Source organism: Metabacillus hrfriensis (assembly GCF_030127205.1).
GTDB classification, from domain to species: domain Bacteria; phylum Bacillota; class Bacilli; order Bacillales; family Bacillaceae; genus Bacillus_P; species Bacillus_P dongyingensis.
Genome location: NZ_CP126116.1, coordinates 4,226,910 through 4,240,351, shown reverse-complemented (window position 1 = coordinate 4,240,351; position 13,442 = coordinate 4,226,910). Strand labels below are relative to the sequence as shown.

15 protein-coding genes are annotated in these 13,442 nt (G+C 41.5%); 10 read left to right on the top strand and 5 right to left on the bottom strand.

All coding sequences use genetic code 11. The features are described from left to right. The first annotated feature begins 176 nt into the window (after positions 1-176). Positions 177-581, top strand: a complete 405-nt coding sequence (locus QLQ22_RS21065) for a secondary thiamine-phosphate synthase enzyme YjbQ (protein WP_223437802.1) — start codon at positions 177-179, stop codon at positions 579-581. Continuing rightward, positions 575-1,504, top strand: coding sequence for an MBL fold metallo-hydrolase (locus QLQ22_RS21060; protein WP_223443645.1), 930 nt, complete (start codon positions 575-577; stop codon positions 1,502-1,504). Before QLQ22_RS21065 ends, QLQ22_RS21060 begins: the two co-directional genes overlap by 7 nt. Before the next feature lie 59 nt (positions 1,505-1,563). Here the strand turns inward: QLQ22_RS21060 and QLQ22_RS21055 are convergent, their stop codons facing one another. Both QLQ22_RS21055 and QLQ22_RS21050 read right to left on the bottom strand, forming a co-directional pair. Beyond that, a complete protein-coding gene (locus QLQ22_RS21055; RefSeq protein ID WP_223437800.1) occupies positions 1,564-1,896 on the bottom strand; it encodes a DUF948 domain-containing protein in 333 nt (110 codons plus the stop codon). A 60-nt stretch (positions 1,897-1,956) separates the two neighbouring features. Then, positions 1,957-2,355: an HIT family protein gene (locus tag QLQ22_RS21050; protein WP_420828801.1), complete on the bottom strand. Its 399-nt coding sequence runs from the start codon at positions 2,353-2,355 to the stop codon at positions 1,957-1,959. A gap of 170 nt (positions 2,356-2,525) precedes the next feature. Between QLQ22_RS21050 and QLQ22_RS21045 the strand changes: the two genes are divergently transcribed. The 4 genes from QLQ22_RS21045 to QLQ22_RS21030 all read left to right on the top strand — a co-directional run bounded on the left by QLQ22_RS21045 (position 2,526) and on the right by QLQ22_RS21030 (position 5,840). After that, positions 2,526-3,623, top strand: coding sequence for an NAD(P)H-dependent flavin oxidoreductase (locus tag QLQ22_RS21045; protein WP_284015497.1), 1,098 nt, complete (start codon positions 2,526-2,528; stop codon positions 3,621-3,623). Continuing rightward, the gene (gene kynU, locus QLQ22_RS21040; protein WP_223437795.1) at positions 3,607-4,878 is read left to right on the top strand and encodes a kynureninase; all 1,272 of its coding nucleotides are present in this window, start codon (positions 3,607-3,609) and stop codon (positions 4,876-4,878) included. Before QLQ22_RS21045 ends, kynU begins: the two co-directional genes overlap by 17 nt. Next, entirely contained in the window at positions 4,878-5,498 is a 621-nt protein-coding gene (kynB, locus tag QLQ22_RS21035) for an arylformamidase (protein WP_284015496.1), read from the top strand. Before kynU ends, kynB begins: the two co-directional genes overlap by 1 nt. A gap of 81 nt (positions 5,499-5,579) precedes the next feature. Further along, on the top strand, positions 5,580-5,840 hold the full coding sequence (locus QLQ22_RS21030) for a hypothetical protein (protein WP_223437791.1): 261 nt from the start codon (positions 5,580-5,582) through the stop codon (positions 5,838-5,840). 17 nt (positions 5,841-5,857) lie between these two features. Here QLQ22_RS21030 and QLQ22_RS21025 read toward each other — a convergent pair whose 3' ends face one another. Beyond that, positions 5,858-6,682: a protein-glutamine gamma-glutamyltransferase gene (locus tag QLQ22_RS21025; protein ID WP_223437789.1), complete on the bottom strand. Its 825-nt coding sequence runs from the start codon at positions 6,680-6,682 to the stop codon at positions 5,858-5,860. A gap of 200 nt (positions 6,683-6,882) precedes the next feature. Between QLQ22_RS21025 and QLQ22_RS21020 the strand changes: the two genes are divergently transcribed. Beyond that, positions 6,883-8,277 (top strand): L-cystine transporter, encoded by a 1,395-nt coding sequence (locus QLQ22_RS21020; RefSeq protein ID WP_284015495.1) that lies wholly within the window; start codon positions 6,883-6,885, stop codon positions 8,275-8,277. Between the two features lie 46 nt (positions 8,278-8,323). Here the strand turns inward: QLQ22_RS21020 and QLQ22_RS21015 are convergent, their stop codons facing one another. Next, positions 8,324-8,788 carry a hypothetical protein gene (locus QLQ22_RS21015; RefSeq protein ID WP_223437785.1) on the bottom strand — a complete coding sequence of 155 codons (465 nt, stop codon included), beginning with the start codon at positions 8,786-8,788 and terminating at the stop codon, positions 8,324-8,326. A gap of 13 nt (positions 8,789-8,801) precedes the next feature. After that, positions 8,802-9,581 carry a hypothetical protein gene (locus QLQ22_RS21010; protein ID WP_223437782.1) on the bottom strand — a complete coding sequence of 260 codons (780 nt, stop codon included), beginning with the start codon at positions 9,579-9,581 and terminating at the stop codon, positions 8,802-8,804. A gap of 134 nt (positions 9,582-9,715) precedes the next feature. On the opposite strand from QLQ22_RS21010, the gene QLQ22_RS21005 reads away from it, so the two are divergent. From QLQ22_RS21005 to pfkB, 3 genes are all read left to right on the top strand, one after another. Beyond that, positions 9,716-11,479, top strand: coding sequence for an ABC transporter ATP-binding protein (locus QLQ22_RS21005; RefSeq protein ID WP_223437780.1), 1,764 nt, complete (start codon positions 9,716-9,718; stop codon positions 11,477-11,479). 291 nt (positions 11,480-11,770) lie between these two features. Continuing rightward, complete coding sequence (locus QLQ22_RS21000; protein ID WP_223437778.1) at positions 11,771-12,523, top strand: DeoR/GlpR family DNA-binding transcription regulator; 753 nt, start codon at positions 11,771-11,773, stop codon at positions 12,521-12,523. Then, on the top strand, positions 12,520-13,434 hold the full coding sequence (pfkB, locus tag QLQ22_RS20995) for a 1-phosphofructokinase (protein WP_223437776.1): 915 nt from the start codon (positions 12,520-12,522) through the stop codon (positions 13,432-13,434). Before QLQ22_RS21000 ends, pfkB begins: the two co-directional genes overlap by 4 nt. The last annotated feature ends 8 nt before the right edge of the window (positions 13,435-13,442 follow it).

Genomic DNA, 13,442 nt, shown 5'->3' with positions numbered 1-13,442 from the left:
ATGCCTTTTTGGGTTTTTTTATTAAGTGGATAAATTCTATTAAGTAAGCATATAAGCGGGAAAGAGGAGATGAATTTTAAAGTGAGCAGCTCAAAGCTTGCTGGCAGCTCCAACGTGCCGGATTAGGCTGCTTAATGATACAATGCAACCAAAGGGAATAAGGAGGGACTCGCATAATGCTGAAAAGGTTTACTATAAAAACAAACTCTCGCGACGAGATGGCAGATGTGACTTCAAGTGTTGAAAAACTAGTGAGAGAAGCTTCCATAAAAGAAGGAACTGTCCTTATTTACTGCCCGCATACTACAGCAGGCATTACAATTAATGAAAATGCTGATCCAGACGTAAAAAAAGACATGATCAGACGTTTTGATGAAATCTATCCATGGCACCATGAGAAAGATCGGCATGATGAAGGAAATACTGCTGCTCACATGAAAGCGAGCACAGTGGGTGCATCACAGCATATTATTGTATCAGACGGACAGCTTGTTCTCGGCACGTGGCAGGGAATTTACTTTTGTGAGTTTGACGGTCCTAGAGAACGTACTTTTTATGTAAAGGTTCAGTCTTCATTGTGAAAAAGTATCAAAATCTTGACGATGTTCAAAATACGAAGAACTTTTCTGATTTGAGAAAGTGGATGAAAGAAAGAAGGAGCAAGCAAAAGGATCTTTCTCTATCGATTGAACGAACAGAAAAAACAGTTGAAGCTGAATTAAAAAACAATCGATCAGATATGAGCATCACCTGGATCGGCCATTCTACTTTTCTGATACAGCTAAATGAAAAAAATATCCTGACTGATCCGGTATGGGCAGAAAGAATGGGTGTTCAAAAACGGCTTACAAAGCCGGGTCTTCAAATACAGGATCTTCCTGAGATCGATTTTGTTCTAATCTCGCATGGACATTATGACCACCTTGATTTTGCGAGCATTAAACAATTAAAAGGAAATCCGGTATATTATGTGCCGGAAGGCTTGAAACCTGCTTTTAAAAGAAGAGGATATAAGCAGGTAATAGAAGCAAATTGGTGGGATTCATTTGAAGTATATGGCGGAAAGCTATCCTTCGTTCCTGCTCAGCATTGGACAAGGAGAACTCTTTGGGATACCAACTCTTCTCATTGGGGAGGGTGGTTGATAGAGGATACTGTCACGCCCTACACAGTATATTTCGTTGGTGATACAGGTTATTTCAGAGGATTTAAAGAGATTGGGAGCAGATACGATATCGATGCAGTCCTAATGCCGATTGGAGCCTATGAGCCGGAGTGGTTTATGAAGGTTTCCCACATAAATCCGGAAGACGCGATTCAGGCGTTTCTTGATTTAAATTCGAAAGGTCCATTTATCCCCATGCATTATGGCGCATACAGACTGGCAGATGATACAGGACCCGAAGCCCTCGGGCGCCTGTATTCAGAATGGGAAAGACTTTCGCTTGATAAAGAGCTGCTTAAGGTCATGAAAATCGGAGAAACTTGGTGGAGAAAGCAGTAGAACCTGCTCCTGGAAAATCATAAAAAGAAGGCGGCTCATTCAGACGAGCCGCCTTCTTTTTATCCCCGTACCTTATGAGTAAACCGTTCATTTTTTTTAGCCGGCAAAAATTCTTTAAAGCTTTTTAATGTTTCAGGTGTTTCTTTGGCGATCTCAATTGTTGTCTGGACTGTCTGTTTTTTGTATTCCACATCTGACATGATTTTCTCCTGTGTTGCAGTTAGCTTGGTTGTTTCGGTTTGTATGCCCTCTGTTTGCTTTTGGATGCGGTTAGCCGTTTCTTGAAGATCCTGCAATGCAGGCTTTGCTTTTTTAAACGTTCTAAAAGCAGAGGTTCCTAAATAAATTAGTGCACAAACTACTAGCGCGATGCTTATATAAACAATCGTCATCGGGTAAAAACTCCTTTCTATTTCTTCTCTTTTTTATTTTTTACCCTATAAGGGCATTTCTTAATCTATGATAGAGGGCCTCATATTGTCTATATCCTTCAGCCAGGAGCGAATGCCGCGTCCTGCATAAGGCTCGTCTTGGAAACGGGGAATAACATGCAGGTGAGCGTGAAAAATATGCTGTCCGCCTGTTTCTCCTGAATTCCATCCTATCGTATAGCCATCAGGCTGATCCATATCATCGAGCCATTTCTTCACTTCCTTCAGCAGGCTGAAAGTTGCGTGCCACTCTTCTTCTGTTAAATCGAAAACGGTTGGCCTGTGCTCTCTTGGAACGATTAAGCCCGAGCCTTTCAGTACTTTTTGAGGCATTTGCAAAAAGAGGCAATGTTCATTGGACAGAACGGCTTTTTGATCTTCTATCATTTCGGGATTGCAAAGCGGGCATAACTCTTCCAACTAAGACAACTCCAATCTATCCTAATCTATTTTTTACCATTTTAGCATAATCAGCAAAAATGAACTCGATATTTGCTTCTATGCGGGTATTCCTTTTAGTATGGCAGGGAACAGCGGCCGGCATGTAGAAGAAGATATACAGCATTCTTCAGAGATGGGAGGAAAACTGAATGACATGGAATCATACCTCTATAAGCAGGCTGCTTAAGATTGAATACCCAATTGTTCAAGCACCGATGGCAGGAGGAATTACTGTCCCGAAGCTGGTCAGTGCAGTCAGTGAGGCCGGAGCATTGGGATCAGTCGGTGCAGGGTATCTAACGTCCTTTCAGCTTGATCAGCAAATAAAAGAAATAAAAGGTTTAACAGGCAAACCCTTTAATGTGAATCTTTTCGTCCCTGAAAAAGAAGCAGGGATCAGCAAAGATGATATTTTGGCGATGAAGGGTGTCCTTGAAAAATTCAATATGCCGGCGGAGGATATTTCATTCACATATGAAAAGAGTCAATCAAATTATGAGAAGCAGCTTGAGGCCGTTCTTCAAAATGATGTGCCGATCTGTTCTTTTACTTTTGGTCTTCCTTCAATAGAAGCAGTCAGGGAGCTTAAACGGGCAGGCCGGATTGTGATGGGCACAGCTACAACAGTGGAGGAGGCTCTTTTGTTCGAAGAGCGGGGTGCAGACGTTATCGTTATGCAGGGAAGCGAAGCAGGAGGACACCGAGGTACATTTAAAAGCTCCGCTGATTCTTGCATTGGCACAATGGCTCTTGTACCTCAAGCAGCAGACGCTCTAAGCCTTCCTATTATTGCAGCCGGGGGAATTGCAGATGCAAGAGGAATAGCAGCAGCGCTGATCCTTGGTGCAGATGCAGTTCAGCTGGGAAGTGTTTTTATTCCATGTACAGAAAGCGGAGCCCCTTCTGCTTACAAAGCAAAGGTATTAAGCAGCAACGAAGATGAGACCGTTTTGACAAGAGCCTTTTCCGGCAAATATGCCCGTGGAATTAAAAATGACTTTATTCAAAAGATGAAACCATTTGAAAACAGCATTTTACCTTATCCTGTACAAAATGAAATGACAAAAAGTTTGCGCAGTCATGCTGCACAAGAGCTCAATTCGGAAAACATGTCATTGTGGGCAGGACAGGGTTTAAGAATGATTACAGAATCTCTGACTGCCAAAGAGATTTTAGACAGATTAATTGGACAAGTGAATGCTGTTACAGATTCCAGCTGGAAGGGATTGAATGCAAATGGATCTTAAAAAGGCGGCAGCTCTTGATGAGAAAGATGAACTTGCCCATTTTCGAAATGAGTTTTATCTGAAAAAAGATGTGATTTATTTAGATGGAAATTCCCTTGGACTGCCTTCAAAAAGGGCAGAGGCCGCATTGATATCCATGCTTGATGCCTGGAAGGAGTATGGGATTGACGGCTGGACTCAAGGAGAAAAGCCTTGGTACACCTTATCAGAAACGCTTGGCGAGCAATCTGCATTTTTAATAGGGGCGAAGTCTGATGAGGTAGTTGTGACCGGATCAACAACAGTCAATCTGCATCAGCTCGCTGCAAGCTTTTTTCATCCAGAGAAGAAGCGTACGAAGATTCTGGCAGATGACCTGAATTTTCCATCTGATATTTATGCGCTGCAGAGTCAGCTGTCTTTAAGAGGGCTCGATCCGAATGTCCATTTAGTTAAGGCGAAAAGCAGGGATGGCCATACCCTCGAAGAGGACGATATCATTGCTTGTATGACAAATGAAATTGCATTAGTTGTTTTGCCTACCGTTCTTTACCGGAGCGGACAGCTTTTGAATATAGAAAAGCTGACGAAAGCCGCAAGAGACCGGGGGATTTTGATTGGGTTTGACGGGTGCCATTCAGTGGGGGCAGTGCCGCATGAGTTTCACAAATGGGGAGTTGATTTTGCCTACTGGTGCAATTACAAGTATTTAAACGGAGGACCCGGGGCTTCTGCAGGACTCTTTGTTCATGAAAAGCACTTGGGGAAAATGCCGGGCTTAAGCGGATGGTTTGGATCGAATAAAGAGTCTCAATTTGATATGGACCACAGCTTTACTCCTGCTGCCTCTGCCGGAGCCTATCAAATTGGAACGCCCCATATTTTCAGTACAGCGCCTCTGTCTGCGTCTCTTCAGCTTTTTAAAGAAGCTACTCTTTCAGCCATTCGCAAAAAGTCGCTGAATATGACAAGAATTATGATGGATTTAATTGATTCTGAGCTTTCAGGATTTGCTTTTCGCATCATCAACCCTGCTGAAGATGACAGACGCGGGGGCCACGTAGCTCTCCAGCACCCTGAAGCAGCAAGGATTTGCAAAGCCTTAAAGCAGGCTGGCGTCATCCCGGATTACCGATCGCCAAACATTATCAGACTGGCACCAGTTGCATTGTATACATCATATGAAGAACTTTGGAAAACAATACAGTTTCTAAAAGACATTATGAGGGAAAAAAGATATGAACAATATGAAAATAAGCGTGAGGTGATCGCATAATGATTATTGATATTTCAAGACCTATTCAAAAAAGCACGCCAACGTGGCCAGGCGATACGCCATTTGACTTTGAATTAATGTGGACAAAAGAAGCAAGCGGATCCGTTAATGTAGGCAAACTTGAAATGAGCACCCATACCGGTACGCATATAGATGCACCCTTTCATGTTGACTCAGAGGGGAAAAAAGTGCATGAGCTCGAGCTATCAATCTACTGCGGAAAAGCAAAAGTGATACACCTTCAGGATGTTGAAGTGATTACAGCGCACGAGCTGAAAAAAGCAGATCTTTCTGAAACAGAAAGGCTGTTGATCCGAACAGATTCGTGGGATGATCCGTTAAGGTTTCCGGAAGAGTTCTCCTATTTTCACCCTGATGCAGCTGCTTACTTGAAAGAGATCGGAGTCAAGCTGATAGGTGTGGATGTTCCTTCTGTTGATTTTATGAAGAGCAAAGAGCTTCCTGCCCATCATTCATTTTTGGAGCATTCAATTTTCATTTTAGAGGGGCTTGATTTAAGCGCAGCCGAACAGGGAGATTATGAGTTAATTGCTTTGCCGCTGCCAATTGTAGATGGAGATGGAAGTCCTGTAAGAGCGATTTTAAGAACGTTTAAATAAGGCTTGTCAGGAAAAAAAGAAAACCGATTGTTTCTTTTCTTTTTGGATCGGAACGTGTAATCTACTTGTAGGTGATGGAAAATGAAAATCATTCATTATTCTTATAGGAAACACGGCAGAATTGAATTTTGGTTTGATAAGTGGCCGAATTCACCCGTTGTTTTCACTCCCATTAAAGAATACTATTTTATTAGAGTTGTAAAGTGGAGTGAGCTCGATCCGCTCGTTACCAGAGATGACCTTGGCAAGATGGAGCTGATTGTCAATCAGTACCTCGGACGCGAACAATACTACTTGCAGCGCAAATATTTTGATAAGAACCAGCTGCGGCTGCCTAAATAATAGGCAGCTTTTGTCTGTTATTTTAGATAAACAGCCGAGCCGATCTTAGAAATGATTTTCTGATCATCAGCGAGCGGGAAAGTTCCCTGGATTTCTCTGCCTGCCTTTCTGTAAACATATAAATATCTGTAATCCAGCCTTGTAACCTGTGAAAGCAGATATGCAGTCTGAACAGCTCCCTCTTTCCGGTATTTATTCAATGAAGCGATAATTCCTTCTGCATCTTTTATTCCAATTCCATGGCCGTAATAGAGATCATATCCCATATCGATTGCATTTTCTCCGCGCCACTGAGGCTTTTCAGGATCGAAATCCGGGTTTTTAAAATATACACAGTCCCCCGGTAAATAATCATTTCCCCTTCTTGTAAAAACGCCCAGATCATCATCGTAATGCCAGTCATAGAGAATCATTCCGGCAAATAGCCGATTGAAATGACGCTCTTCAATGATCTCAAGCACCGCTTTGTAAAAGACGGCCACAATGGCGGTCGCGCATTCAAAGGCATAAAGCTTTCCGTTTGCATAAAGATCCCGGATCCCTTCTGACGGCAGAACTCCCGGCTTTATGACAATCGCCCCTTGCCTTGTCAGATTCCACAGTGCCGGGTTGCAGCGGGAATTTTCAAAGGTGGTGAACTTTACGCCGCTTTGATACAAAGCTGTTGCCGCTTTTACAATTTCAATTCTTAGGTCCAATTCGAATTTTAGCTGATTAAAATGTTCATAGGAATAAACTTCTTCATACTTTACCATTAAATCCAGGATCTCTTTTTGCTCGCCGGTTAAGATGGATGTATTTAATATATTATTGCTTTGATAAGCATTCTGTATTTTAATCACAGCAATCATTCGCCTCCCAATATGAAGCTGATTTAATAATTTATGAGGGCACACTGTGAGTTGGAACCCCTGATGAATATTTCCTTGAGGAACAACGTATGATGAAGAAAGTCATCTGTGTCAGTAATTCCAACTTGACTGATTGGAATAATTGCATTATATTTTTTTAATAATAAAGGAAAATGTTAGGGGGAGAAAAAGTGTCATCTATTTTAGTTATTATTAATATAGCCGTGCTTCTTGGTCTTATCTTTTTATTATTTTTCATGCAGAAAAAACATGTATCGTTTTCAAAACGTGTATTTGCTGCACTCGGTTTAGGTATTGTTCTCGGGTTTGCATTTCAATTTATTTATGGACCGGGAAATGAAGTCCTGCTTGAATCGATTGGCTGGTTTAATATCGTTGGAAGCGGCTATGTGAAGCTTCTTCAAATGATCGTAATGCCGCTTGTTTTCATTTCGATTCTGGCAGCATTTACGAAGATGAAATTGTCAAATAACATCGGTAAAATCAGTGTTCTTATTTTAGGAATTCTTGTTGGGACGACTGCAATTTCTGCTGCAATTGGCATTGGCACTTCTCTTGGCTTTAATTTAGAAGCTGTCCAAATTGAGCAGGGTGAGGCAGAAACAGCAAGAGGAGAAGCTCTTGATGCAACTTACACAGAGATTCAGGATCAGACATTCCCTCAAAAAATCCTTGAATTGCTGCCTGGTAATCCATTTCTTGATTTTACTGGAGCACGTCCGACATCAACGATTGCGGTTGTCATTTTTGCTGCAATCTTAGGTCTGGCATTCTTGGGTGTTAAACGGAAAGAACCTCAGCATGCAGAGTTATTTGCAAACATTGTGGATGCATTTTACGCAATCATCATGAGGGTCGTCACGCTCATTCTTCGACTTACTCCATACGGCGTGCTTGCCATCATGACAAAAACGGTGGCTTCAAGTGATCTTGATTCTATCTTAAAACTTGGAAAATTTGTTCTCGCTTCTTACGTTGCGCTGCTTATTATGTTTATCATTCACTTGCTGCTGCTAACACTTGCTGGTCTTAACCCAATCACATATGTTAGAAAAGTCCTTCCTGTATTGACGTTTGCCTTTACTTCACGTACGAGCGCAGGAACGCTTCCTTTGAATATCAGCACACAAACTAAGAAACTCGGTGTGCCAGAAGGAATCGCAAACTTTGCAGGATCTTTCGGTCTTAGCATCGGACAAAATGGCTGCGCAGGCATCTATCCCGCAATGCTTGCAGTTATGATTGCACCGACTGTCGGCATCGATCCTTTAAGTCCTTCTTTCATTTTTACATTAATTGCGGTGGTTGCCATCAGTTCATTTGGAGTTGCCGGTGTCGGCGGAGGGGCTACATTTGCGGCAATCCTTGTCCTCTCAACCATGAATATGCCAATTGCATTGGCAGGTCTGCTTATATCAGTTGAACCTCTTATTGATATGGGCCGTACGGCATTGAATGTCAGCGGCAGCATGACAGCTGGAGTGTTAACTGGAAAAGTGACAAAAGAATTAGATACAGATACGTATAATAATAGCGGCTCATCACAATTGGAGCTGGAAGCTTAATAAAAAAAAGCAGTTAGCAACTGAAAAACTTCAGTCTAACTGCTTTTTATTTTACAAACCCGATTGCGATGGCATAGTTATCCAAAAGAACTTGCTGTATTCTTCTATGAAAATCCTCATGACATTCAATCACTATAACAACTTCTGTTTCTTTCTTTTTAGAAAAAGGCTTTAATTTTTTCTTTTTAATCACACAATAGTAGAAAAAATTGAGAAGAAATCCAAGTAAGAGTCCGCTGCAAGCTCCGATCAAGCCCCAATAAACCGGCCCCCACGCTAAACGGAACCCAATGCTTACGCCTATTACAGCAAAAGCAGTGGCGAGTGCTGCGCCAGTATCAAACAGACTGACTCCATCAGAGTGATGAATCGAATCCATCAGTTTCATTGAATCATCTGTAGTATTTAATGAGACGGCCAGTATCTTCTCTTTAGGAATTCCTTCTTGTTCCATCTGAGAAATGGCCAGTTCTAGATAAGTGCAGTGATCAAACGTAGCAAAAACTTGCAATGGATATCGCCTCTCAAACTCTTTCAGGAAATTTAACCCGGTATTGCTGATAATTTTTCACAAGGAAATTTCTCTGCTCTTTAATAAAAAGTTTATTGTTCTCAACCGTATTAATATAAGCGTCATAGACTGCAAAACCGTACACAGAAGGCACAAACATCAGCCATGAAGGATTCAGAATATCAGTAGCATGCTGTACTTGCCCCAAAAATAAAAAATGAACGGCAAGCAGACACTTAGAATAATATACAAAAACAACCGTCCATATCAATGCGAAGAAACCAGTAATGATTCGGTGATTATAAAGCTGTCCTGTTCCCGGCATCAGAAAAGACCAAATGACCGCCATTCTGGGGTTTCGTTTGTCTAAATAATTGATTTCCAAGGCCCCTATTGAGAACGTATTGATGGGGGCATTTTCCCGTTCAGCAAGCAGAAAAACATGATTAGAATCAATCGTAGTCCGGTAACTGTCCCAGATTGCAAAGATGTAAACAGGAATATAAAGAAGAGTCCAGCGGTAATCAAGTGCATCCCGTGCCTTGTCGATTTCTCCGCAAAAAGAGTAAACCATGGCGATGTTTAAATGAGATTGCATGTTAATAAATACTTCCCAGACAAATAAGATCAGGCCCCTTAAATATTTTGACAGGAGCAGATGTCCAAATCCCGGAAAGGCTGCAGACCACCATGCAATTATGTACGGGTTTCTCAAATGAAATTGTGTCGTTCCAAACATGCTTAAATGAGCTTTATACCGTCTGTACTGATTGGCGCCTGAATAATTATCCATCTTTTCTCCTGCTGCTTTCTATAGTTATGCAACTTATCTTTTCCTTTTTTATGGAAATAAATGCGGGAAATTAACCTTTTTCTGAAAGGAAATGTATAATAAAGGATAGCACGCAAGATAGGAGACAAAATGAGATGAGTTTACAAGTGACAGGTAGCAGCTGGGGGGAATTCTTTCAGCTGATACGAAAGACAAAGCCATCAAAAAAAAGAATGGCGATTGCAGGTACGCTCAGCGTTTTATCCACAGTTGTCGGTCTGGTCATCCCATTATTCACTAAGAATTTAATTGATGATTTCAGCTTTGATAATTTTGGAAGTGTACATATTTTTCTGCTGATATCAGCATTCATAGCACAGGCCATTACAAGCGGGGTTTCAATTTACCTGCTCAATCATGTCGGACAGCATGTCGTTGCAAGGTTAAGGGAAAGACTTTGGAAGAAGCATATCCACCTTCCCGTCCGATTTTACGACGACCATAAAACCGGTGAAATGATCAGCCGGATGACAAATGATACAGCCATCTTAAAAGGGTTAATTACAGATCATATAACAAACTTCTTTACAGGTATTATTGCCATTATAGGATCATTCGGCATTCTCCTTTATCTGGACTGGCAAATGACGATAATCATGCTTGCATTAATTCCTCTCTCCATTCTGATACTGCTTCCGCTGGGAAGAAAAATGTACAAAGTCTCTAAAGGTCTTCAGGATGAAACGGCGGGTTTTACAGCGTTATTAAGTGAAGTATTATCTCATGTCCGATTGGTGAAATCCTCCAATGCGGAACATAGAGAGTACAGTTCAGGGAAAAGCGGAGTTGGCCGCCTTTTTCAATTTGGTCTGGCTGAAGCAAAAATTCATGCATGGATTGGCCCGTTAATCTCACTTGTGATTATGTCGCTGCTCGTAGTGATCCTTGGCTACGGAGGCTTAAGAGTTCAAGCCGGAGTTTTGTCCTCAGGAGATTTAGTTGCTTTTATTCTTTATCTCTTTCAGATTGTCATTCCAATGACTCAATTTACGGCTTTTTTCACACAGCTGCAAAAAGCAATGGGTGCTTCGGAGCGGATCATTGAAATTCTTGAAGAAGATGAGGAAGACCTTCACTCAGGCAAAGAAGTAGAGCATATTCACCAATCGATCCGCTTTAAAGAGATTGAATTTGCCTACAAAAAAGAAGAACAAATTTTAAACAAGATTACTCTTGAGATTAAGCCAGGTCAGACCACGGCTATTGTCGGACCGAGCGGAAGCGGAAAAACAACGCTGTTCTCATTAGTTGAACGTTACTACTTGCCGACAGGGGGAGCTATATATCTGGGGGATGAACAAATAGACAGCTTTACCCTTGCTTCGTGGAGGGAGCAAATTGGCTACGTCTCTCAGGAAAGCCCAATTACCTCAGGTACTATTAAAGAAAATATCTGTTATGGATTAACTCGGGAAGTGACGGATGCAGAAATAGTCAAAGCAGCGAAGATGGCCTATGCGGATCAGTTCATTGAAGAATATCCTGACGGCTATCATACTCAAGTAGGAGAACGGGGTGTTAAACTCTCAGGGGGGCAGCGTCAGCGCATCGGCATTGCCAGAGCACTGATCAGGGATCCTAAAATTCTCCTTCTCGATGAAGCAACCTCAAGCCTTGACAGCCATTCTGAAATTGTTGTTCAAAAAGCACTGGGCAACTTAATGGCAGGACGAACAACGATCGTCATCGCTCACAGGCTGTCCACGGTCATTGATGCTGATCAGATTATCTTTTTAGATAAAGGAAGAGTTACTGGAACAGGCACACATGCTGAACTGCTTGAAACGCATCCAATGTACAGGGAATTTGCAGTTCAGCAATTAAAGCTGAATGATATAAGATTGAATGAGACTGTCTGATATTTGATCAGATGGTCTTTTTTTGCTATTAAAAGGAGTTTATTGGACTAAAGAAAGGATATCTTCCATAAAGGAAAATATTAGAATATCAATTTCCCATAAATTCAAAATCATAGCGGTTCTCACATGCTGATTCTGACTTTGTTTTGATTGTTTTTGGTTGAATGATAGATTATTTGATTAGTAATGATTGTTTTTGAAAGTTTTTGGTTGATTTATGAAAAGGCTTACGTTAGAATGAATTCATGGTAAGTTTTTAGGCAATTTGAACGATTAGCTGGAGGTGACTGAATGATTACACCAGAACGGCACAGGATTATTATTAAGGTATTGGGTGAAAAGCAGGTCGCAACGATTCAGGAATTAGTTGATGCTACTTCTTCTTCAGAATCAACCATTCGAAGAGATTTAAGCCAGCTTCAAAAAGAGAAAAAACTAAAACGTGTTCATGGCGGAGCTTCTCTTTTTCATCAAAAGGGAGAAGAGCTCAGTGTCATCGAAAAGTCCTCACAAAATGCCGCAGAAAAAGAACGAATTGCTAAGTTTGCAGCAGACCTTGTGAAAAACGGAGACAGCATATATATTGACGCAGGTACAACAACCATGCAGATGATTCCATATTTAAAGGACAAAGAAATAACAGTCGTGACAAATGGCGTTTCACATCTCGAAATGCTGCTTGAAAATCAGATCCCAACCTACCTGATTGGAGGCATTGTAAAGCCGAAAACAAGAGCGCTTGTAGGCAGTGCAGCACAGTCAGGAATAAATGCATACAGATTTGATAAATGTTTTATGGGTGTGAACGGTATTCATCCGGAAGCAGGCTATACTACACCGGATCCGGAGGAAGCCGCAATCAAGAGGCTTGCCATCACCCTGTCTCAAGAAGCATATATCCTTGCAGATGATACGAAATTCAATGAAATTTCGTTCTCTAAAATTGCCGGCCTGTACGAAGCAGCGGTAATTACGAACGAACTGGATGAAGACACAGCATATGATTTTAAAGAAAAGACAGAGATAAAGGTTGTGACAGCATGATTTATACATGTACGCTGAACCCTTCCATCGATTATGTCGTGAAGGTAAACGATTTTAAAGAAGGGCACCTTAATCGCACGGATAGCGCAAGCGTTTTTCCGGGCGGGAAAGGAATCAATGTTTCAAGAGTTCTGAAGCGGCTTGGAACAGAAAGTACAGCACTTGGCTTTGCAGGCGGATTTACAGGCCAATTCATTAAAGAGTTTCTCTCATCAGAAGGAATTACACATGATTTTATCAGTGTTTCAGATCAAACGAGAATTAACGTCAAGCTAAAATCTGTTAAAGAGACAGAAATTAATGGACAAGGCCCTGGGATTACTGCTGAACAGAAGCTTGAGCTGCTGGGGAAAATCGGTGAAATGCAGGCTGAGGATGTCCTCGTTTTAGCTGGAAGTATTCCATCCGCTCTTGATGAAACCTTTTACAAAGAAATAGCTGATACATGCTTGAAAAATGGTGTGAACGTTGTCATTGATGCTTCAGGCGATGCTTTAAGAAGCACATTCTCAAGCAAGCCGTTCCTGATTAAGCCGAACCATCATGAATTAGGGGAGCTATTCGATACAAAGGTCAGCAGCGCCCAAGAAGCTGTTCATTATGGGAAGAAGCTGCTTGAAGAGGGCGTGCAGAATGTGATTGTTTCAATGGCTGAAAAAGGAGCCATTTTCATTAATCGGCATGGAGCTTTTTTTGCCAATGTACCATCTGGAGAAGTAAAGAATTCAGTTGGTGCAGGAGATTCAGTTGTTGCCGGCTTTATTGCAGGATTTAAACAGCATGGCGATTTTAAAAAAGCCTTTAAGCAGGGCGTTGCAACCGGAAGTGCAACTGCTTTTTCAGAAGATTTAACTACAAAAGAGTTTGCTGCTGAGCTCATAAATGAAGTAAATGTCAATGAGATAATTTAGATATTCAT

What these genes read in the sequence shown, in the direction of transcription:
- QLQ22_RS21000 (WP_223437778.1), top strand. Translation starts at nt 11,771, where the DNA reads ATGATTACACCAGAACGGCACAGGATTATTATTAAGGTATTGGGTGAA.
- pfkB (WP_223437776.1), top strand. Translation starts at nt 12,520, where the DNA reads ATGATTTATACATGTACGCTGAACCCTTCCATCGATTATGTCGTGAAG.
- QLQ22_RS21045 (WP_284015497.1), top strand. Translation starts at nt 2,526, where the DNA reads ATGACATGGAATCATACCTCTATAAGCAGGCTGCTTAAGATTGAATAC.
- QLQ22_RS21005 (WP_223437780.1), top strand. Translation starts at nt 9,716, where the DNA reads ATGAGTTTACAAGTGACAGGTAGCAGCTGGGGGGAATTCTTTCAGCTG.
- QLQ22_RS21055 (WP_223437800.1), bottom strand. Translation starts at nt 1,896, where the DNA reads ATGACGATTGTTTATATAAGCATCGCGCTAGTAGTTTGTGCACTAATT.
- kynU (WP_223437795.1), top strand. Translation starts at nt 3,607, where the DNA reads ATGCAAATGGATCTTAAAAAGGCGGCAGCTCTTGATGAGAAAGATGAA.
- kynB (WP_284015496.1), top strand. Translation starts at nt 4,878, where the DNA reads ATGATTATTGATATTTCAAGACCTATTCAAAAAAGCACGCCAACGTGG.
- QLQ22_RS21010 (WP_223437782.1), bottom strand. Translation starts at nt 9,581, where the DNA reads ATGGATAATTATTCAGGCGCCAATCAGTACAGACGGTATAAAGCTCAT.
- QLQ22_RS21065 (WP_223437802.1), top strand. Translation starts at nt 177, where the DNA reads ATGCTGAAAAGGTTTACTATAAAAACAAACTCTCGCGACGAGATGGCA.
- QLQ22_RS21030 (WP_223437791.1), top strand. Translation starts at nt 5,580, where the DNA reads ATGAAAATCATTCATTATTCTTATAGGAAACACGGCAGAATTGAATTT.